The organism is Mesorhizobium sp. WSM2561 (genome assembly GCF_000513915.1).
In the GTDB taxonomy this organism is placed as follows: domain Bacteria; phylum Pseudomonadota; class Alphaproteobacteria; order Rhizobiales; family Rhizobiaceae; genus Mesorhizobium; species Mesorhizobium muleiense.
In genome coordinates this window covers 47,424-66,069 of record NZ_AZUX01000029.1, presented here as the reverse complement: position 1 = coordinate 66,069, position 18,646 = coordinate 47,424, and the positions used below count along the sequence as shown (strand labels likewise).

At 62.7% G+C, this 18,646-nt stretch carries 16 protein-coding genes and 1 pseudogene; 8 read left to right on the top strand and 9 right to left on the bottom strand.

Annotation, left to right across the window (positions count from 1 at the left end):
* Positions 1 to 67: 67 nt before the first annotated feature.
* Positions 68 to 571, bottom strand: coding sequence for a DUF3280 domain-containing protein (locus M727_RS37130; RefSeq protein ID WP_051505688.1), 504 nt, complete (start codon positions 569 to 571; stop codon positions 68 to 70).
* A 268-nt stretch (positions 572 to 839) separates the two neighbouring features.
* Here M727_RS37130 and aspS point away from each other — a divergent pair, with 268 nt between their 5' ends.
* A complete protein-coding gene (gene aspS, locus M727_RS0123255; protein WP_027154659.1) occupies positions 840 to 2,735 on the top strand; it encodes an aspartate--tRNA ligase in 1,896 nt (631 codons plus the stop codon).
* Between the two features lie 283 nt (positions 2,736 to 3,018).
* Here the strand turns inward: aspS and M727_RS0123250 are convergent, their stop codons facing one another.
* A complete protein-coding gene (locus M727_RS0123250; RefSeq protein ID WP_027154658.1) occupies positions 3,019 to 4,209 on the bottom strand; it encodes a hypothetical protein in 1,191 nt (396 codons plus the stop codon).
* 260 nt (positions 4,210 to 4,469) lie between these two features.
* On the opposite strand from M727_RS0123250, the gene parC reads away from it, so the two are divergent.
* Positions 4,470 to 6,722 carry a DNA topoisomerase IV subunit A gene (gene parC, locus M727_RS0123240; RefSeq protein ID WP_027154657.1) on the top strand — a complete coding sequence of 751 codons (2,253 nt, stop codon included), beginning with the start codon at positions 4,470 to 4,472 and terminating at the stop codon, positions 6,720 to 6,722.
* Between the two features lie 266 nt (positions 6,723 to 6,988).
* The gene (locus M727_RS0123235) at positions 6,989 to 8,200 is read left to right on the top strand and encodes an AI-2E family transporter (protein WP_027154656.1); all 1,212 of its coding nucleotides are present in this window, start codon (positions 6,989 to 6,991) and stop codon (positions 8,198 to 8,200) included.
* Here M727_RS0123235 and M727_RS0123230 read toward each other — a convergent pair.
* From M727_RS0123230 to M727_RS0123220, 3 genes are all read right to left on the bottom strand, one after another.
* On the bottom strand, positions 8,188 to 9,084 hold the full coding sequence (locus M727_RS0123230) for a DMT family transporter (RefSeq protein ID WP_027154655.1): 897 nt from the start codon (positions 9,082 to 9,084) through the stop codon (positions 8,188 to 8,190). The two genes, M727_RS0123235 and M727_RS0123230, sit on opposite strands and share 13 nt — an antisense overlap.
* Positions 9,085 to 9,212: 128 nt before the next feature.
* Positions 9,213 to 9,977 carry an arginyltransferase gene (locus tag M727_RS0123225; RefSeq protein ID WP_027154654.1) on the bottom strand — a complete coding sequence of 255 codons (765 nt, stop codon included), beginning with the start codon at positions 9,975 to 9,977 and terminating at the stop codon, positions 9,213 to 9,215.
* A 137-nt stretch (positions 9,978 to 10,114) separates the two neighbouring features.
* Positions 10,115 to 10,579 (bottom strand): RDD family protein, encoded by a 465-nt coding sequence (locus M727_RS0123220; protein WP_027154653.1) that lies wholly within the window; start codon positions 10,577 to 10,579, stop codon positions 10,115 to 10,117.
* Positions 10,580 to 10,801: 222 nt separating this feature from the next.
* On the opposite strand from M727_RS0123220, the pseudogene sthA reads away from it, so the two are divergent.
* Positions 10,802 to 12,188, top strand: a pseudogene (gene sthA / locus M727_RS37125) (Si-specific NAD(P)(+) transhydrogenase).
* A 13-nt stretch (positions 12,189 to 12,201) separates the two neighbouring features.
* Here the strand turns inward: sthA and M727_RS0123210 are convergent.
* Complete coding sequence (locus M727_RS0123210) at positions 12,202 to 12,873, bottom strand: alpha/beta hydrolase (protein WP_027154652.1); 672 nt, start codon at positions 12,871 to 12,873, stop codon at positions 12,202 to 12,204.
* 203 nt (positions 12,874 to 13,076) lie between these two features.
* Between M727_RS0123210 and M727_RS0123205 the strand changes: the two genes are divergently transcribed.
* Both M727_RS0123205 and M727_RS0123200 read left to right on the top strand, forming a co-directional pair.
* Positions 13,077 to 14,291, top strand: a complete 1,215-nt coding sequence (locus M727_RS0123205) for an OpgC family protein (protein WP_027154651.1) — start codon at positions 13,077 to 13,079, stop codon at positions 14,289 to 14,291.
* A gap of 16 nt (positions 14,292 to 14,307) precedes the next feature.
* Complete coding sequence (locus M727_RS0123200; protein WP_027154650.1) at positions 14,308 to 15,030, top strand: hypothetical protein; 723 nt, start codon at positions 14,308 to 14,310, stop codon at positions 15,028 to 15,030.
* Between the two features lie 217 nt (positions 15,031 to 15,247).
* Here M727_RS0123200 and M727_RS0123195 read toward each other — a convergent pair whose 3' ends face one another.
* Positions 15,248 to 16,348, bottom strand: coding sequence for a LacI family DNA-binding transcriptional regulator (locus M727_RS0123195; RefSeq protein WP_027154649.1), 1,101 nt, complete (start codon positions 16,346 to 16,348; stop codon positions 15,248 to 15,250).
* A gap of 136 nt (positions 16,349 to 16,484) precedes the next feature.
* Between M727_RS0123195 and M727_RS42455 the strand changes: the two genes are divergently transcribed.
* Entirely contained in the window at positions 16,485 to 16,625 is a 141-nt protein-coding gene (locus M727_RS42455) for a hypothetical protein (protein ID WP_084646848.1), read from the top strand.
* Positions 16,626 to 16,694: 69 nt separating this feature from the next.
* Positions 16,695 to 16,859 carry a hypothetical protein gene (locus M727_RS42450; protein ID WP_084646847.1) on the top strand — a complete coding sequence of 55 codons (165 nt, stop codon included), beginning with the start codon at positions 16,695 to 16,697 and terminating at the stop codon, positions 16,857 to 16,859.
* A gap of 32 nt (positions 16,860 to 16,891) precedes the next feature.
* Here the strand turns inward: M727_RS42450 and M727_RS0123180 are convergent, their stop codons facing one another.
* Both M727_RS0123180 and M727_RS0123175 read right to left on the bottom strand, forming a co-directional pair.
* Positions 16,892 to 17,266 carry a DUF423 domain-containing protein gene (locus M727_RS0123180; RefSeq protein ID WP_027154648.1) on the bottom strand — a complete coding sequence of 125 codons (375 nt, stop codon included), beginning with the start codon at positions 17,264 to 17,266 and terminating at the stop codon, positions 16,892 to 16,894.
* A 34-nt stretch (positions 17,267 to 17,300) separates the two neighbouring features.
* Complete coding sequence (locus tag M727_RS0123175; protein ID WP_027154647.1) at positions 17,301 to 18,560, bottom strand: multidrug efflux MFS transporter; 1,260 nt, start codon at positions 18,558 to 18,560, stop codon at positions 17,301 to 17,303.
* Positions 18,561 to 18,646 lie beyond the last annotated feature (86 nt).

Sequence of the window (18,646 nt, the reverse complement as noted above, 5' to 3'; positions counted from 1 at the left end):
TTCTCAGGTTGATTTTAGCGGGGGGATCCTTCGCGCTGCGGATGGCGCACTCGGGTGGCTTGCCGCCCTACCGAAGAATTCTGTTTGTCATCAGCCATTTCACGGAACGGGGCCACGCGTAATTCGCACCCATGCGCAGATCGGTAAAACCCTGCGAAACAGGATTCCCGGTTTCAGCATCGAGGATGCGAATGAACATCGTATGCTCTGTTCGGCTGACGCGCGTTACGACGCCCAGCAAGGCAAGAGACGCGCCGTGCTCTTTGGCGATCTTGCTTTCACAGCCGCCGCAATTGCGCAATCCGTGCGGCGCCACCGCCTGCTCATCCCCGGCTGGCACATCAACCACTGTAAAACGCCCTGACTGGGAGAGCATGTCCTTCGCCATTTGTGCCGACTCGGACAGATAGCGCCTGTCGTGTTCATCCGGCGGAATTATTCCTGCGCCAGCGCTCTTGTCCTCCAATTCGAATGGAAACACCTCGATGGACATCGGCTTTGTCTGTGCGTGTGCAAATGCGCAGGTGCCGACAAGCAGCGTCACCAGGACAGTCAATGAGCGAATGCGCATGGTGGTCCTCCCGCCAATGTGACCACCATTGTACACGGCTCGGCCACGCTGATCACGATCAGGCGGAGGAAATTCTACACTTTGACTGTGGTGGGGCGTTTTCACCCAGCCTCGGACGAATGCCGAAGTTCGTATCAAGATGCTGCCCGTGCGTTGCCCGTGCGCCGCCTGCCTTGACAAAAGCGGCCTCACATGTGCTTTTCGCGCAAATTTCGGGCCGGGCCATCATGCCTTGGCCGCAATCAAACATCCGGACTTGCCAATGACAATGCATCGTTACCGCAGCCATACCTGTGCCCAGTTGAGGAAGAGCGACGTCGGCTCTTCTGTTCGCCTGTCGGGCTGGGTGCATCGCGTGCGCGATCATGGCGGCCTGCTGTTCATCGATTTGCGCGACCACTATGGCCTGACCCAGATCGTCGCCGACCCGGATTCGCCGGCTTTCAAGATTGCCGAGACCGTGCGCGGCGAATGGGTCATCCGCGTCGACGGCGAGGTCAAGGCCCGCCTGGCCGAAACCGCGAACGCCAATTTGCCGACCGGCGAAATCGAGGTTTTCGCGCGCGAGATCGAAGTCCTGTCGGCGGCCAAGGAACTGCCGCTGCCGGTGTTCGGCGAGCCCGACTATCCCGAGGACATCCGTCTCAAATACCGCTTCCTCGATTTGCGCCGCGACACGCTGCACAAGAACATCGTGGCGCGCACCAAGATCATCGCCGAGATGCGCAAGCGCATGGGCGAGGTCGGCTTCACCGAATTCTCGACGCCGATCCTGACCGCTTCGTCGCCCGAAGGGGCGCGCGATTTCCTGGTGCCGTCACGCATCCATCCCGGCACTTTTTACGCGCTGCCGCAGGCGCCGCAGATATACAAGCAATTGATCATGGTGTCGGGCTTCGACCGTTACTTCCAGATCGCGCCTTGCTTCCGCGACGAGGATCCGCGCGCCGACCGCCTGCCGGGCGAATTCTACCAGCTCGATCTGGAAATGAGCTTCGTCGAGCAGGACGACGTTCTGGCGACCATGGAGCCGGTGATGCGGGGCGTGTTCGAAACCTTTGCCGCCGGCAAGCCGGTGACGCAGGAGTTTCCGCGCATCGCCTATGACGTCGCCATGCGCAAATACGGCACCGACAAGCCGGACCTGCGCAACCCGATCGAGATGCAGGCGGTCTCCGAACATTTCCGCGAGTCCGGCTTCAAGGTGTTCGCCAACATCCTTGCCAACGACCCGAAGGCCGAGGTCTGGGCCATTCCGGCCAGGACCGGTGGTTCCCGCGCCTTCTGCGACCGGATGAATTCCTGGGCGCAAGGCGAGGGCCAGCCGGGCCTCGGCTACATCTTCTGGCGCGAAACAACAGAGGGTAGCACGGACGTCGATCACAAGCTGATGGCCGCAATGCTTGAGAAGGCACAAGCTGCTGGAAAGACGGACGAAGTAGAGCAAATTTACAGCAAATATTTCGAGGGTGTGGAAGGATCGGGACCAATTGCTAAGAACATTGGCCCTGAACGAACTGCCGCAATCTGCAAGCAGCTGGGTCTGAAGGCAGGCGACGCCGCCTTCTTCGTCGCCGGCGACCCGAAAAAGTTCGTCTCGTTCGCGGGCGCGGCGCGCACCCGTGCCGGCGAGGAGCTGAACCTGGTCGATCGCGACCGTTTCGAACTGTGCTGGATCGTCGACTTTCCCTTCTTCGAATGGAACGAGGACGAGAAAAAGATCGATTTCGCCCACAACCCGTTCTCGATGCCGCAGGGCGGCATCGATGCGCTCAACGGCGAGGATTTGCTCGGCATCAAAGCGTTCCAGTATGACATGGTCTGCAATGGTTTCGAGATCGCTAGCGGAGGCATCCGCAACCATCTGCCGGAAACCATGGTCAAGGCATTCGAGACTGTCGGGCTCAATCGCGAGACGGTCGAGGAGCGCTTCGGCGGCCTCTACCGCGCCTTCCAGTATGGCGCACCGCCGCATGGCGGCATGGCGGCCGGCATCGACCGCGTCGTCATGCTGCTGGTCGGTGCCAGGAACCTGCGTGAAGTGACGATGTTCCCGATGAACCAGCAGGCCTATGATCTGTTGATGAGCGCGCCGTCGGAAGCCAGCCCGCAGCAGCTTCGCGAATTGTCGCTGCGCGTCGCCGTGACCAAGAAAGAGGGTTAAAAGCCTCCCGCAACCGATGCTAAACGCTGTCGTTTTGCGCTGCCCCTCATTGCCCTGCCCGTCCTCCGCAGCAGCTGCGCTGCAGCTGCGGAGGGTGGACCGGGCATTTCTCGCCGTATAGTGACGGGGAGAAAGACACTGTCACAAATGATTTCGCCAACTGCCAGCGTTGCAAAGCTGGGAGCCAACGTCGCGGCCATCTCCCTTCTCCCCGTCACTATACGGGGAGAAGGTGCCGGCAGGCGGATGAGGGGCGGCGCTGACGCTCCCAGGCCCGCTCCAATCAGTCTTCGTTCGCCTTGACCGTCACGCCAAGCGTCTTCGTCAGGTCCGCCGGGTTGGACATGGCGCCTGCCATGATCAGCGCGAACGGCACCGCTGCCGGCGGCTCGGCCAGGATCTCGATGCTCTGCGGATCGTCGAGATATTTGCCGACCGCAGCCGACACCTGCGCCGTCAATTCCGGATTGTTGAGCTGCGCCATGCCGAAAGGGACGACCGCCTTGGCCTGGTTGGCGACGTCCTTGCCGGACATGCCCTGCTGCTTGCCGACATAGTCCAGCACCTTGTTGGTCAGCGAATCGTCGTCGAAGCGGATCGAAGCGCTGTTGAACGAAAGCTGCTGCAAGACGCCAAGCATGGCCATGCCTTGCGCCGAATTGTCGGCGCCTTCGGGCTGCGCCGCCATCTTCTTCTGCATCTCCTGCAGCGACTTGATGACGTCAAGCGTGTAGCCGCCGAAACCGAAGGTCATGCCGAACGTTCCGGCATTGTCGACGGAGATGTCGTATTTCGACAGCTCCATCTTGCCGTCCGCAGGCTGCCAGGTGCCCTCCATGGCAAGGTTGCCGGTGATGTTCTGGTAACCAAGCGCGTTGATCACCTCCTTGGACTTCGGGTCCTCGACCAGCGTCAGGTCGGCATTGAACTTTTCCGTGGTGCCGGAAAACGCCATCGCCTTGCCGTCGGCTGGCGGGGTGATTTCGATGGCGAGCCCGTCCATCGAGAAGGCGGTCTTGTCGGCGACCTTGACCGTCATGTTGTCGAGCTCGGCCGATTCATACATCATCATTGAACCCAGGGGGCCTGTGGCGCCGTCGGCGGGGACGGTCATGTCGTGGATGATGAAGGCGCTGAGGTCGAGCGTGACGCCGTTTTCGCTATGCTGGAATGCCGAAGTCGAGACGGTTTCGATTTCATAACCGCCATTGGCTTCGGTCACGCCTTCGAGTTTGATGTCGCCGATCTTGAGCGCTTCCTTTTCGGCCGCCGGTTTGAGGGCCACGCCTTGCAGCACCATGCTGGAGGCATCGCCCGTCACCCCGGTCCAGGAGATGTCGACGCCCTGGGCGGCGAGAGCCGCCTTCAGCCGGTCGGCGACCGCCGCATCCTGCGCGAAGGCCGCATTCAGCGGCAGCGTCAGCAGCAAGGTCGAAAAAGCGAGTTTGTTGAGTGTCGAGCGTCTGATCGTCATCGCGGTTCCCTGAGAGTGTGCTGAAGATTTTTCAATGTGTTGCGCCGTCACCCTTCCGTGACGAACTGGACGGGAAAAAGGCGTTCCGCCGCACAATGGTCGAAAACCATGGCGAAAGGCAAATCCATCCATTGCCATAGAGCTGTGATGTAACCGATTGATGTTGGTCGGCGCAGCAGTGCGTCCAGTTCGTGTTGCGGATAGGCTGCCCCACTCAAGCGCCTCTTGCCGCGAATCACCCGCTCGGCTAGTCCCAGCCCATGGGAAAAAGGCTTTTGCCGCCTGGCGATGGCGGTGGCGACAACATCGAGCCGATCGATCTGAAGAAAGCGCTGGAAGAGCGCTATCTCGCCTATGCGCTGTCGACCATCATGCACCGGGCGCTGCCGGATGTCCGCGACGGGCTGAAGCCGGTCCATCGCCGCATCATGCATGCCATGCGGTTGCTCAGGCTCAACCCCGACCAGGGCTTCGCCAAATGCGCCCGCATCGTCGGCGAGGTGATGGGCAAGTTCCATCCGCATGGCGACCAGTCGATCTACGACGCGCTGGTGCGGCTGGCGCAGGATTTTTCGATGCGCTATCCCCTGGTCGACGGCCAGGGCAATTTCGGCAATATCGACGGCGATAACGCTGCTGCCATGCGCTACACCGAAGCGCGCATGACCGATGTGGCGACCGAGCTGCTGTCCGGCATCACCGAGAATGCGGTCGACTTTCGGCCGACCTACAATGAGGAGGACGAGGAGCCGGTCGTGCTGCCCGGCGCCTTCCCCAACCTGCTCGCCAACGGCTCGTCCGGCATTGCCGTCGGCATGGCGACCTCGATCCCGCCGCACAATGCCGCCGAGCTCTGCGACGCTGCCCTGCATCTGATCGAGCACCCCGATGCGCCGGTGACGACGTTGATGGATTTCGTCCAAGGTCCGGATTTCCCGACCGGCGGCATCATCGTCGACAGCCGCGCTTCGATCCTCGAAGCCTACGAGACCGGTCGCGGTGGGTTCCGCGTCAGGGCGAAATGGAGCCAGGAGGACCAGGGCAGGGGCACCTGGAGCATCGTCGTCACCGAAATCCCCTATGGCGTCCAGAAGGCGCGGCTGATCGAAAAGATCGCCGAGCTGCTGATGGCGCGCAAATTGCCGCTGCTCGAGGACATCCGCGACGAGAGCGCCGAAGACGTCCGCGTCGTGCTGGTGCCGAAGAGCCGTTCGGTCGATCCCGGCATCCTGATGGAATCGCTGTTCAAGCTGACCGAGCTCGAAAGCCGCTTTCCGCTCAACATGAACGTCCTGTCGCGCGGCAAGATACCCAACGTGCTGTCGCTGAAAGGCGTGCTCAAGGAATGGCTGGAGCACCGCCGCGAGGTGCTGATCCGCCGCTCCAGGCATCGCCTCGGCGAGATCGAAAGGCGGCTGGAGATCCTCGCCGGCTATCTGATCGCCTATCTCAACATCGACGAGGTGATCAGGATCATCCGCGAGGAGGACGAGCCCAAGCAAGTGATGATGGCGCGCTGGTCGCTCACCGACAACCAGGCCGAAGCCATCCTCAACATGCGGCTGCGTGCCCTGCGCAAGCTCGAGGAATTCGAGATCCGCAAGGAATTCGACGGTCTCACCACCGAGAAGAAGCAGATCGAGGCGCTGCTCGCGTCCGACGCCCGGCAGTGGTCGATGATCAAGTGGGAGGTCTCCAGCATCCGCGAGAAATTCGGACCGGAAACCGCGCTCGGCAAGCGCCGCACCCAGTTCGCCGACGCACCCGAACATGACCTGACCGACATCGCCCATGCCATGATCGAGCGCGAGCCGGTCACCGTGGTCGTTTCGGAAAAGGGCTGGCTCAGGGCGATGAAAGGTCATCTGACCGACCATTCGTTGCTGACCTTCAAGGAGGGCGACAGCCTCAAGCTCGCCTTCCACGCCCAGACCACCGATAAGGTGCTGGTCTTCACCACCGGCGGCAAGTTCTACACGATCGGCGCCGACCGGCTGCCGGGCGGGCGCGGCCATGGCGAACCGATCCGCATCATCGTCGACATGGACAACGACCAGGACATCGTCACCGCCTTTGTCCATGATCCCAAGCGCAAGCTGCTGCTGGTGTCGCACGACGGCAACGGCTTCATCGTGCCGGAAGAGGAAGTCGTCGCCAACACCCGCAAGGGCAAGCAGGTGATGAACGTCAAGGCGCCCGACGAGGCCCAGCGCTGCATGCCGGTCACCGGCGACCATCTCGCCATCGTCGGCGAGAACCGCAAGATGCTGGTCTTCCCGCTCGCCGAAATCCCGGAGATGGGGCGGGGCAAGGGCGTTCGCCTGCAGAAATACAAGGATGGCGGCGTCCTCGACCTCAAGACCTTCACGCTCGCAAGCGGTCTCTCCTGGCAGGATTCTGCCGACCGCACCTTCACCAAATCACGTGAAGAGCTGGTCGAATGGATCGGCGCCCGAGCCTCGGCCGGACGCATGGTGCCGAAGGGATTCCCGAGGACGGGGAAATTCGGGTAGCTGCTAATCTCCCCCCTTGAGGGGAGATGTCGCCGAAGGCGACAGAGGGGGTCGGAACGCGTGAAGCTCCAGCCTCCTCTGTTCGTGGTAAGGGGTCGCGTCTGAACGTTCCGATCCCCTCTTGCCTGCCGGCCATCTCCCCCTCAAGGGGAGAGATTAGCAGCTCCATCCAAACATTTGGAATGTCGTCACGATTGCTGCACTATGTCGGTGCATAAGCATCGCTACATAAGGCGCGGACACACGCGTTTGGGAGAAATGGGCATTTGAAAGAAGCCAGGGTTCGGAAACCGGAAGGGCAGCAACGCCTGTTCGGCCTGTCGACGCCGGTCAGATCCGCCGTCATTCCGCCGCTGTCGGCGGCGCGGTGGCTGCTGGTGCTGATCGTCGCCGCCGGTGTCTATTTCTTTCATGGTTTCTTGGTCCCGGTGCTGGCTGCTCTGGTCATCGCCTTTGCCAGCTGGCCGCTCTATCGGCGGCTGCTTGCTGCCGTCGGCGGCAACCGCACAGTCGCCGCGACATTGGCGATCCTGTTCATCCTCGCCTTCCTGGTGGTGCCGATCGCGCTCGCCGGCGCCTACGCCAGCAACGAAGTCCGCGAATGGGTTGGCTGGGCGATCGAGACCAACCGCCATGGCGCGGTGACGCCGCACTGGATCGCCACGCTGCCTGTGGTCGGCGACTGGCTGAACGAGCAGTGGACGCGCAATCTCGGCCATCCCGGAGGCATCGGAGAACTGATCCAGCTGATCAGCGGCGCCAACATCGGCAGCATCTACCGCGGCGTGCTGGCCGCCGGCGGCAGCGCCTTCGGCCTTCTGCTGGCGCTGCTGTTCATGATGATCGCGCTGTTCTTTGCCTATCGCGACGGCGAGCATTTCGCCGGGCAGGTCGACCGTCTCGGCGAACGCATCCTGCCGACCAGGTGGGAGCGGATTTCACGCGTCGTGCCGGCGACGATTTCCTCGACGGTGACCGGCATGACCATTATCGCCATCGGCGAGGGGGTGGTGCTCGGCGTGGCCTACTGGCTGGCCGGCGTGCCGTCGCCGGTGACGCTCGGCGCCCTGACCGGCATCATGGCGCTGATCCCCGGCGGCGCGCCGCTGTCCTTCACGCTTGTTTCGATCTATCTCGCCGCCAGCGGCTCGCCGATGGCCGGTTTGGCGCTGTTCATCTGGGGAAGCGTCGAACTGTTCATCGTCGACAAGACATTGCGCCCGAAGCTGGTCGGCGGCCCGATAAAGCTGCCGTTCCTGCCGACCTTTTTCGGCCTGGTCGGCGGCGTCAAGACGATGGGCTTTCTTGGCCTGTTCATCGGTCCGGTGCTGATGGCGTTGCTGGTCGCGATCTGGCGCGAATGGCTGCGCGAGGTGGAATTGGCCGACGAGCTTGCCCCCGCAGCACCGGCGGAACTCGAAGGGGCGCCGCCGCCGCAGATCGAAATCGTTGCCGAGAAGAAGTCTCAGGCCGGGTGACGGACTGCAAGGGTGGCGCGGCGTTTTCGCCCCTCATGCAGCTGCCATAGCGAATGGACAACCAGCGTGACGATCAGGATCGCGCCGCCGAGCAGGCTGTTGCGCGACGGCGTCTCGGCAAAGATCATCCACATCCAGACCGGCGCCAGCACGGTTTCGAGCAGATAGAACATCGCCACTTCCGGTCCCGAAATATATTTCGGTCCGTTGGCGAGGCAGAAGAACGAGATCGGCATGATGACGGCGCCGTTAAAGATGATCCACCATGGCGCGTTTACCTGAAACCCTTCGCCCGAAACCATGAACACCGCGACGGCCAGGGGCAGGATCACGCCGATCAGCGAAGTGAACCCCATGTCCTTGCCGCTGGCGCGCGAGATGGTGATGGCCAGCGCGATGAAGAAAGCCGAGCACAGCGCCATGAGGTCACCGAACAGGTGCCCGGTGCCGATCGAATCGCCGACGATGATCGCGACGCCGACGATCATGGCCAGCATCGCCATCACGGTGACCAGTCGCGGTCGCTCCTTCAGGAACAGCCAGGACAGCAGCGCCGCGAACACGGTGTTGAAGGCCAGGATGAAGACCAGGTTGGCGGTCGTGGTGTGATAGATACTGATGACGAAGGTGACCGAGGTCAGGCCGTAGCACAGGGCGACGACGAGCCCTGACCAGCCGGGGATGAGCTGGGGCGCGTTACGGCTCAGCGAGCGCCACACAGCCCAGATGATCAGCGCCGCGACCAGGGTGGTGCCGGTGCGCAGCAGGAGGATCGTCCATGCGCCGCCGTCGGCGAGCCGGATCAGTGGAATGTCGATGGTCAGCGTCAGCCCGCCGATGGCGGTGATGAGAAGGCCTTTTTGATGATCGTTGTGGGACGACATGGCAGTTCCCGCAATGAATTTGGAGGCAGGCGCAAAATTGGCCCAGCGTCTGGCGTTTCAGCCAAGCAGCCGAAAACCAGAAGCATCCTCCTTGAAGCAGTTTTAAGGATGGTTGGCGAAAGAGCGGATCAGCGCGAAACCGCTTCGTGGTCGTAGCGTTCCCAGCCTTTCGGGCCGAGATGCTCCTGCGGCATGAAGCGCATCTTATAGTTCATCTTGCGCGAGCCGTTGACCCAGTAGCCGAGATAGACATGGGGCAAGCCCATCGCCCTGGCGCGAGCGATGTGGTCGAGGATCATGAAGGTGCCGAGCGAGCGGTCCTCGAAGTCCGGGTTGAAGTAGGAATAGACCATCGACAGGCCATCGGCCATCTTGTCGGTGAGGGCGACTGCGATCAGCTCGCCCTGGCCCTTGCCGGTAATAAAGCTGTCGGGGCCGCGGCGCCGGTATTCGATGACCTTGGTGTCGACATGCGTGTCCTCGACCATCATGGCGTAGTCGAGCACCGTCATGTCGGACATGCCGCCGCGGCGATGGCGGGCATCGAGATAGCTGCGGAACAGCGAATACTGCTCGGTCGACGGTTGCGCGTCGTGCATCGCGCCGATGAGGTCTGAATTGTGCTGTATCACCCGCTTCATATTGCGGCTGGCAGTGAATTCCTGCGCCAGGATGCGCACTGAAACGCAGGCGCGGCAGGTCTCGCAGGCCGGCCGGTAGGCGATGTTCTGCGATCGCCGGAAGCCGCCTTGCGTCAACAGGTCGTTCATCTCCGATGCCTTGTCGCCGACCAGATGCGTGAACACCTTGCGCTCGAACTGGCCCTCAAGATACGGGCATGGCGACGGCGCGGTCAGGAAGAACTGCGGCGACTGGGTTGGATGCTGCGTCATCGACCCTTGGAAACACTCCTGCGAATCATCATACCTTTGGCGCGCACGGCGAAAAATTCAACAGGATTGTGAAAGCGTGGCTGCCGGACGCCTTCACTTTGCACATAAATGCTCGCTGGGACTGGTGAAAAGCTGTTTCAGCAGTCACTGCGGCTGACCACCGTGCCGAGCAGCAGGTCGTGCAGCGTGCGCTTGCGGTCGGCAAACAGCGACACCAGAAGGACCAGCGGCGTCAGGATGACGTTGCCGGCCCAGAACAGCACCGAATGCAACACTGCCGTCAGCCCGTCGATGCGGGTGCCGTCCAGACGGTCGAGCCGGATCCCCATCATCTTCATGCCCGTCGTGGCCTGGTCGGCGCTGCCGAGCGTGTTCCAGATGTAAAGGATGGCGACGGCCGGCACGAGGATGGAAAACAGCATCCAGCCAAGGCCAAGCGTCAAAATCCCGAGGAAGAACACCAGGATCGCGAACGGAATGGTGAGCAGCGCGACGATGCAATAATCGATGATGAAGGCGAGGACACGCCGCGTGCGCACGCCATCATAGGCCCTGACATCATCGAGCCTGCCGATTTCGCCGTCGAGAACGCGCGCGTTCATGTCATTTCCTCGCAATCAGGCCCGGCATAGGGTGCGGACCGCCTGGTGTTGAAATGGTGAAGTCCTGCGGCGGAATCAAGATCGAGCCTTTTTTCGGCCCTGCTACCGGAGGCAACGCCGAATGTAGACTGGATCGGTTGAATTTGCAGCACGGATGACGTTAGTTTGCTGCAGCGCAACAAATACGGCAAATGCGCCCAAGGGGCGAGGGACAGGGCCAATATGGACTACGACATGCTGGTCATCGGCAGCGGGCCCTCAGGGCGCCGCGCGCGGTGCAGTCGGCCAAGCTCGGTAAATCCGTGCTGGTGGCCGACAGGGGCCGGCGCCTTGGCGGCGTGTCCGTGCATACCGGCACCATTCCGTCGAAGACCTTGCGGGAAACCGTGCTCAACCTCTCGGGCTGGCGCGAGCGCGGCTTCTACGGGCGCGGCTACCGGGTTAAGCAGGATATATCGGTCGGTGATCTGATCGAACGGCTGCACAAGACGCTCGATCACGAGGTCGAGGTGCTGCAGCACCAGTTCATGCGCAACACGGTCAAGAGCGCGCGCGCCACAGTCAAGTTTCTCGGTCCCAACAGAGCCAGCCTGACGACGGATACCGGCGACTACAGCGAGTCGGTTTTGCGCATGCGCTGATCGCGGTCGGCACCCGCCCGCACCGGCCGCGCGACGTGCCCTTCGACATGATCCGTGTCTTCGACAGCGACGAGATGCTGGAACTCGAGCGCCTGCCGCGGACGCTGACGGTGATCGGCGCCGGCGTCATCGGCGTCGAATACGCGACGATCTTTTCGGCGCTCGACGTGCCGGTGACGCTGGTCGAGCCGCGCGACAGCATCCTCGATTTCGTCGACCGCGAGATCGTCGACGATTTCATCCATCAGATGCGCGACCGCGGCATGACGATCCGGCTCGGCAGTGCGATCAAGGAGATCGCCTCGAAACCAGACTATGCCGAGGTGACGCTTGCCGACGGCCGCAGCATACGCTCGGAGATGGTGCTTTATGCGGCGGGGCGCACCGGCAATGTCGGCGCGCTCGGCCTCGATGTGGTCGGCATCGAAGCCGACGCGCGGGGCCGCATCAAGGTCGACCCGCAGAGCTTCCGGACCAGCGCGCCGAACATCTATGCCGCCGGCGACGTCATCGGCTTTCCGAGCCTCGCCTCGACCTCGATGGAACAGGGCAGGGTGGCCGCCTGCCACGCCTTCGGCGTGCCGTTGCCGCCGCCGCCGGAAACCTTTCCCTACGGCATCTACGCCGTGCCGGAAATCTCGACCGTCGGCCAGTCCGAGGAGCAGGTGCGCGAGCGCGACGGCGCCTATGAGGTCGGCGTGGCGCGCTTCCGCGAAACCTCGCGCGGCCATATTATGGGCGTCAACACCGGCTTCCTGAAGCTTCTGTTCTCGATCGAAACGCGCCGGCTGCTCGGCGCGCATATCGTCGGCGAGGGCGCAACCGAGCTGATCCACATCGGCCAGGCGGTGATCAATCTCGGTGGCACCGTCGATTTTTTCGTCAACAACACCTTCAACTATCCGACGCTGGCCGAAGCCTACAAGATCGCCGGGCTGGATGCCTGGAACCGGATGGGGCGGGCATAGGGCGACGGGCTCATCAATTCGCCTGCGCGATCGCGGCTGCCGGGCCTGCCAGCCACTGCCCGACGATTTCAGCATCCCGGTCGCCGATTTCATGGCCGGAGGCGATGGTGTGGGCCTCGACCGCGGCGCCATGCGATTCGAGCAATGCGACCAACGCCGGGGCGAAGGGCGCGTAGGTCAGGTCATCTGCGCCGGCGATGATCAGCACGCGCGCTTTGGACAGATCGGCCGGGGGCACGTCGTCGAGCACCGGCATCGGGCGCAGCAACGCTGCCCGTTCGATGCGGCCGGAATGCAGCAGCATCATGCTCGAAACCAGATTGGCGCCGTTTGAATAGCCGAGGAAACTCGTCCGGGCGAGATCGAGACCGTGGCGCTTCGCGGCCGCGGTGATGAAGCCGGCGAAAGCGTCCGCCTCGGTGCGGATGCTCTCCTGTCCGAAGCGCGTCGGCGTGATCCGCGCGAACCAGCGGAAACCGTCCTCCTGGGCGATACGGCCGCGCACCGCCACCAGCACGGCGCGCAGTGCGATTTGCCGCGCCAGCGCCACCAGCGTAGTCTCGTCGACGCCGGACCCGTGCAGCAGGAAAAGGCATTCGCCACTCGCATCCACGGGCCGGTAAAGGCGGTAGAAAAACGGCAGGTCGCGCCGCAAAAAGCCGTCTTCCGGAGGTTTTTCGGCCATATTGCATCCTTTTGATTTCGTGTGGTTTTTATTCATTTGCCGGCTTCAAAACGGAATATTTTCGGGCTCCTTCAAAGTTGATTGAACCGGGCGCAGTTCAGTCCGTTTGTTTGCCGATATGCTCCTGCGGGAGGAATCGAAGCGGTGCGTCCGGCGGTCGCATCGATCGCGGCATGAACAACCAGCTTTGAGGCCTTTTATCAATGACCATGCCAATTTCACCGGGTCGCGGCACGCGTATCCCGGAGCGCGGCACGCGTGCCGCGGAACGCGATACGCGCATTGATGTGTTCCGCGCTCTCGCTCTGCTGATCATATTCGTCGACCATGTCCCGGGCACGGTTTTCGAAACCCTGACCTACAAGAATTTCGGCTTTTCGGATGCCGCCGAGGCCTTCGTGCTGATCTCCGGCATGTCCGTCGCGCTCGCCTACGGCGCAAAATTCCAGTCCGGAGACCGGCTCCTGGCGACACTGAAATTGTGGCGCCGCGCCGGAGTGCTCTATGTCGCCCACATCGTCACGACAATGGCGGTGCTGGCCATCTTCTGCGCGGCGGCGATGTTCGCGAAGCGGCCGGACATGCTGACGCTGATCAACATCGAGCCATTGATCAGGGACCCGCAACATGTGCTGATCGGCATCGTCACGCTTGGCCATCAGCTTGGCTACAACAATATCCTGCCGGTCTATGCGGTGCTGCTGCTGATGGCGCCAACCTTCCTGCTGTTCATCAGTTACCGGCCTTTCACGGCGCTCGCCCTGTCCGGAACTCTGTGGCTGGTTGCCGGGATCTACCAGATCGCCCCGCCGAATTACCCTGAGCCCGGCTTCTGGTTCCTCAATCCGCTGTCGTGGCAGTTCCTCTTCAACATCGGCCTGGCGAGCATGCTGCACATCAGGCGCGGCGGCGTCATTCCGGTCAATCGCTGGCTGGTCGGCGCGTCGGCGGCCTATGTCGCGACGGCGTTGGTCTGGGTGCACAGCCCGCTATGGGGGCACGTGTCGTGGCTGAACCTGCCGGTGGTGCTGACCGGCTTCGACAAGACCTTCCTGTCGCTGCCGAGGCTGCTGCACATCCTGGCGGTGAGCTATCTGATCGTGGCGTTTCCTTCTGTCTCCAACCTGTTCCGCACCAGCCGCGATCATCCGCTCGCCATATTGGGCAAGCGATCGCTGCCGGTTTTCATCGCCGGCACGCTGATCGCCATGGCGGCGCAGGTGATGAAGCTGATCAACCCGGGCGGATTTGCCTATGACAGCCTGCTGATCGCCGCCGGCATCGCCATGCAGTTCGCGCTCGCCTATTATCTCGAATGGCTGTCTTCTATTGGCGGCAACAGCAAGCCGGTCCGCAGCCAGGCGCCGCCGATCCATGCGTCCTTCGGCGTGGGCGGCATGGCAACTAGCGACCCCTAGAGATTTTTGCAGCCGAGTGGAATCACTTGGCGTAGTCGCGGTCGGTCCACCCTCCCTCCCGGCGGTCGGTCTGCGTCGTCGGCAGCGCAGCCGGCGGCGCTTCGCACTATTCGCCGCGCCCGAGGTCGGATGTCCCGTCCTTGCCGATCCGCTGGCGACTGTTCCGGCACCCGTCGCTCCAAACTGCGACTTCAGCAACAAGGTATACGATAATAAGACGGTCACAATTGATCCTGGCGTCTACTGTGGAGGAATATCCATCCTCAACAACTCCGTTGTCACGTTCCGCCCTGGTATTTACTTCGTCAAGGACGGGAAGTTCTTTGTCGACTCCAACGCGAAGGTCCAAGGCGACGGCGTCGGTTTCTACCTGACTGGAAACAACGCGACGCTGCATTTCACCAGCAATACGAGAATCGATTTCACCGCGCCTTCGACCGGTGCCCTGGCTGGAATTCTTTTCTTCGAGGACCGCAGCGCGCCGGTCGAGCGCCTCCATTATTTCGATAGCAACAGCATCACCAGGGAGACGGGTTCCATGTACCTGTCACGCGGCATTTTTTCCACTGACAGCAACTCCACCATCGCTGCAAATTCGGCCTTCACAAACGTCATCGCCCGGAAGGTGTGGATCAAGTCGAATGCCAGCCTCACCCTCAACGCCGACTATGGTGCGACATCGGTGCCGAATGTCGCGGTTTACTATGAAGGAGTGGAAGCCGTATGGCTGGTAAAGTGAGCCTGGCCCCATGCGCAACCGACGCTTGACTACAGATTCCGCATCGGGACAAAAAGGGCGGGGAGGCAGTGGTACCGGATCGGTCGCGCTACGGTGGCGCGGCAGTGGGTGACGAGCCCAAAGGTCCGGGCCCCGACCGAGGCTTGTACACGCGGGGGTCACCTCGCGCTCCCTGCGGGGCAAGAACACTGGCGAGGCGCAGCAAACCGCGCCCGTATTAATTAGACGTCCGGGCTGAGGCTGTCTTGGGCGGCGGCCCCGAAGATGCCCTGACGACAAGCTCGACGCCAAGCGTCTCGCGCCGCACCGTGCCGTCGAAATCGAGGATCGTTCGTGCCGCCCGGCGACCGATCTCGGCGATTGGCTGCGCGACCGTGGTCAGCGGAGGATCGCAAAGTGCGGCGTCGGGCACGCCGTCGAAGCCGACCACGGAGACGTCGCCGGGAACCGCAATGCCATGCGCGGCCAACCATTCGATCGCGACCATGGCAATCCGGTCCGACATCGCCAGGATGGCGGTCGGCGGCTCTGCCGAGGCGAAGATCGTTTCGAGGCCGGCCCTTGTGCTGGCTTCGTCGTTTTCGGTCTCGTATACCGGTATCCCGGCGGTATCGACGCCGTACCGGGAAAACGCCTCGAAATAGCCGACGAGGCGATCGCGCGTGCCGGTGTAAAGGGCCGTCCAGACCTTCTCCGGCGAGACAAGGCCGGTGCTGCCGTCGGCGAAGGGCAGCGCCAGCACGGCAAAGCGCCGATGGCCAAGCTCGGCGAGATGCTGCGCCGCCAGGCGGGCGCCGGCGACATTGTCGACGCCGATTGCCGAAACAGTGTCGTCGTCGAAGCCGAGCTCAAGCGCGACAAAGGGGAGTTTCCGTTCGCGCGTCAGTTCGACAAGCCGTGAGCCGCCCTCGATGCAGAACAGGATGAAGCCGTCGACCAGCGCGCTCTGGATGTTCCAGGCAAGTTTTTCCTGGTTGCCGGCCGATACCAGCGCTATTCCCGCGCCGGTGGCGTCACAGGCCTCGGAAATGCCGGCCATCATCGCGCGGGCAAAGGGATCGTCGAAGAAATAGGACAGCGGCTCGGTCGTGGCGACGCCGATCGCGTTGACCTTGCCGGCGCGCAGCAGCCGACCCTTGGGGTCGGGACCGGCATAGCCCAGCGCCTCGGCCGCCGCCTTGACCCGTTCGCGGACTTCCTCGCGCACGATCTCGGGACGGCTGAAGACGTTGGAGGCGGTGCCGTGCGAAACCCCTGCGGCCTTGGCGATGTCGGCCAGCCGGATGGGCCTTGTATTGCTTTCGCTGGATGATGCCATTTTCTGCCTCCAGCCTGCTATCTAGCATCTTTGTTGGATCGATTCAAATTTTGCTTGACATCAGCGTGGTCCAAGCCTAGTTTTGAATCGATCCAATTGAGTGTTGTCATTGGATCGATTCAGCAACGAGCGAGCCATGCACCCCGTCAATTATCTGTTCGAAGACATCTATCGCAACGACTGGAGCATAAGTTCGAAGCCGGTGACCCGGACTCGCCGCGGCAGCGCCGGCTGGATCCGCGATCTGCGCTTTCTCGTGGAGCGCAAGCGGAACTGATCGGCAGCGCTTTTTTCATGCCTGTCGATTGGATCGATTCAAATCGCAAATCGAAAAGGAAACCAAGCCATGCACCCGATCAACCATCTGTTCGAAGAGATCTATCGCAACTATTGGGGCATCTCGCCGGCCATCGACAGGCCGGAGCGGCGGCGCCTGGCCAAGCCGGCGGCACACAATCGCGACCTGCCGGTCCGGCCCGCGCGCCGGCAAGAGTGGCCATCGTCTGACTGACCGTCGTTTGGCGGAAGCCGAATCCAGCCGCCTCAGGAGCGCGGGCGCCTCAGCGCCGAGGCCGCAACCGCCAGCCAGCCGGCGATGAGCAAGGTGCCGCCGATCGGCGCCGACATCGAAAAAAGCCGCGAGCCGAGGAAGTCGCGGGCAAGCAGATCGCCGCAGAACACGACAAGCCCGACGAGAAGAATAAGGCTTGCGGTTCGCATGATCCGGTTTGCGCCAACGAGGCCGACGGCAAGAAAGACCGGTGCATGCATGAGCAGGAACGACGCGACCGTGCCGACGAAAGCGCCGCCCAGATGTGCCGCCGCGGCAGAAAGCGCCACACCGGCCGCGCCGCACAGACCGCCGGCGAAAACGAGGATGCGGCCGATGCCGCTTGCTGGGTGGTCGGCTGTGCTCATGGCTTGGATTCCGTGAAGTGGCCCGCAAACGGTGTCAGGATTTGCCCGCCTGCACCAGCATGTCGCGTGCGCGGCGCGACTGGACCAGCCAATTATACGCCGCTCCGCCCGCCATCAGCACCGACGTGCCGAGAAACACTGCGCGCATGCCGAAATGACCGCCGACGAAGCCGCCGAGCAGCGGGCCAGCTACTTGTCCGACATATTGCGCCGAGATCGACAGACCGAGCACATTGCCGCCGACGCCGTCCGGAACATTGTGGCGGATGACACTTGTGATACAGGGCAAGAGGCCGCCAAGCGCCAGTCCCATCAGGAAACGCAGGCCGACGAGCTGCCAGCCCTGGGTGACGAAAGCCTGCGGGATCAGCAGCAGCGCCGAAACGGCAAGCGCCGCAATGATAACGTTCCAGTGACCGACGCGGTCGGCGAGCTTGCCGAGACGCGAGGCCGACAGGATGGCGCCAAGTGCCGCCGCCGACATGACCACGCCGGACATCAGCGTGACCCGGCTTTGGTCCTCGATGATCTGTTGCACATAGACCGCGATGATCGGCTCGATCGACATGGTGGCGAAACTCAGCAGCATGCCGGTCACCAGCATTGCGACGATCGGGCGCTTGTCCGGGATTTGCGACCAGCCGCCTTTCGGCTTCTCGGTCGTTGCCGATTTGTCGGTCGCCGGGCGAGGGTTCTCCTTGATGAGAAAAGTCGTTGCCAGGAACGCCAGGAAAATCACGCCGCCGGCGACCAGGAAGGTGGCGCGGATGCCGATCAAGGGCGGCAGCGCGCCGCCGAGCAGGGGACCGACGAGAGCGCCGCCGGTGATGCCGGCCGACAGCACGCCGAGCGCCCAGCCCGACCGCTCCTTCGGCGTCTGCATGGCGACGAGAATGGTCGAGCCCGAGGAATAGCCACCGGCGAAACCGATCAGCAGGCGTAGCAGCACCAATTGCCAGACGGTCTCCACCATGCCGGTCAGCGACATGCAGACGGCCATGCCGAAACTGGCGCGCACCAGCATCAGCTTGCGGCCGTAGCGGTCGCCAAGCCGTCCCCACAGCGGCGCGACCAGCGCGGCGGCGAAGAAGGTCGCGCCATAGGCGATGCCGGACCACTGCACAACAGCCGCGTGGCCCTCGGCGCCCAGCTGCTCGACGTAAAGCGGCAGGAAGGGCAACAGCAGAGTCATGGCGACAAGCGTGCTGAACGAGCCGGCAAAGCACACGGCGAGATTGCGGCGCCAATGGATATTGTGGGCGCCTTGGGTGGCAGGGGTGGAGTCTTGCGGCATGTCTGTCCTGTCCGGCAGCCTCTCGACGGCATCATTGCACAAGAACTGGCGCGGCCTGCCTGCCAGGGGATTAGCAGCTTCGCGGC

Coding starts and splice junctions, on each gene's coding strand:
- M727_RS37130 (WP_051505688.1), bottom strand. CDS start 571: ATGCGCATTCGCTCATTGACTGTCCTGGTGACGCTGCTTGTCGGCACC.
- aspS (WP_027154659.1), top strand. CDS start 840: ATGCATCGTTACCGCAGCCATACCTGTGCCCAGTTGAGGAAGAGCGAC.
- M727_RS0123250 (WP_027154658.1), bottom strand. CDS start 4,209: ATGACGATCAGACGCTCGACACTCAACAAACTCGCTTTTTCGACCTTG.
- parC (WP_027154657.1), top strand. CDS start 4,470: ATGGGAAAAAGGCTTTTGCCGCCTGGCGATGGCGGTGGCGACAACATC.
- M727_RS0123230 (WP_027154655.1), bottom strand. CDS start 9,084: ATGTCGTCCCACAACGATCATCAAAAAGGCCTTCTCATCACCGCCATC.
- M727_RS0123225 (WP_027154654.1), bottom strand. CDS start 9,977: ATGACGCAGCATCCAACCCAGTCGCCGCAGTTCTTCCTGACCGCGCCG.
- M727_RS0123220 (WP_027154653.1), bottom strand. CDS start 10,579: ATGAACGCGCGCGTTCTCGACGGCGAAATCGGCAGGCTCGATGATGTC.
- M727_RS0123210 (WP_027154652.1), bottom strand. CDS start 12,873: ATGGCCGAAAAACCTCCGGAAGACGGCTTTTTGCGGCGCGACCTGCCG.
- M727_RS0123205 (WP_027154651.1), top strand. CDS start 13,077: ATGACCATGCCAATTTCACCGGGTCGCGGCACGCGTATCCCGGAGCGC.
- M727_RS0123195 (WP_027154649.1), bottom strand. CDS start 16,348: ATGGCATCATCCAGCGAAAGCAATACAAGGCCCATCCGGCTGGCCGAC.
- M727_RS42455 (WP_084646848.1), top strand. CDS start 16,485: ATGCACCCCGTCAATTATCTGTTCGAAGACATCTATCGCAACGACTGG.
- M727_RS42450 (WP_084646847.1), top strand. CDS start 16,695: ATGCACCCGATCAACCATCTGTTCGAAGAGATCTATCGCAACTATTGG.
- M727_RS0123180 (WP_027154648.1), bottom strand. CDS start 17,266: ATGAGCACAGCCGACCACCCAGCAAGCGGCATCGGCCGCATCCTCGTT.
- M727_RS0123175 (WP_027154647.1), bottom strand. CDS start 18,560: ATGCCGCAAGACTCCACCCCTGCCACCCAAGGCGCCCACAATATCCAT.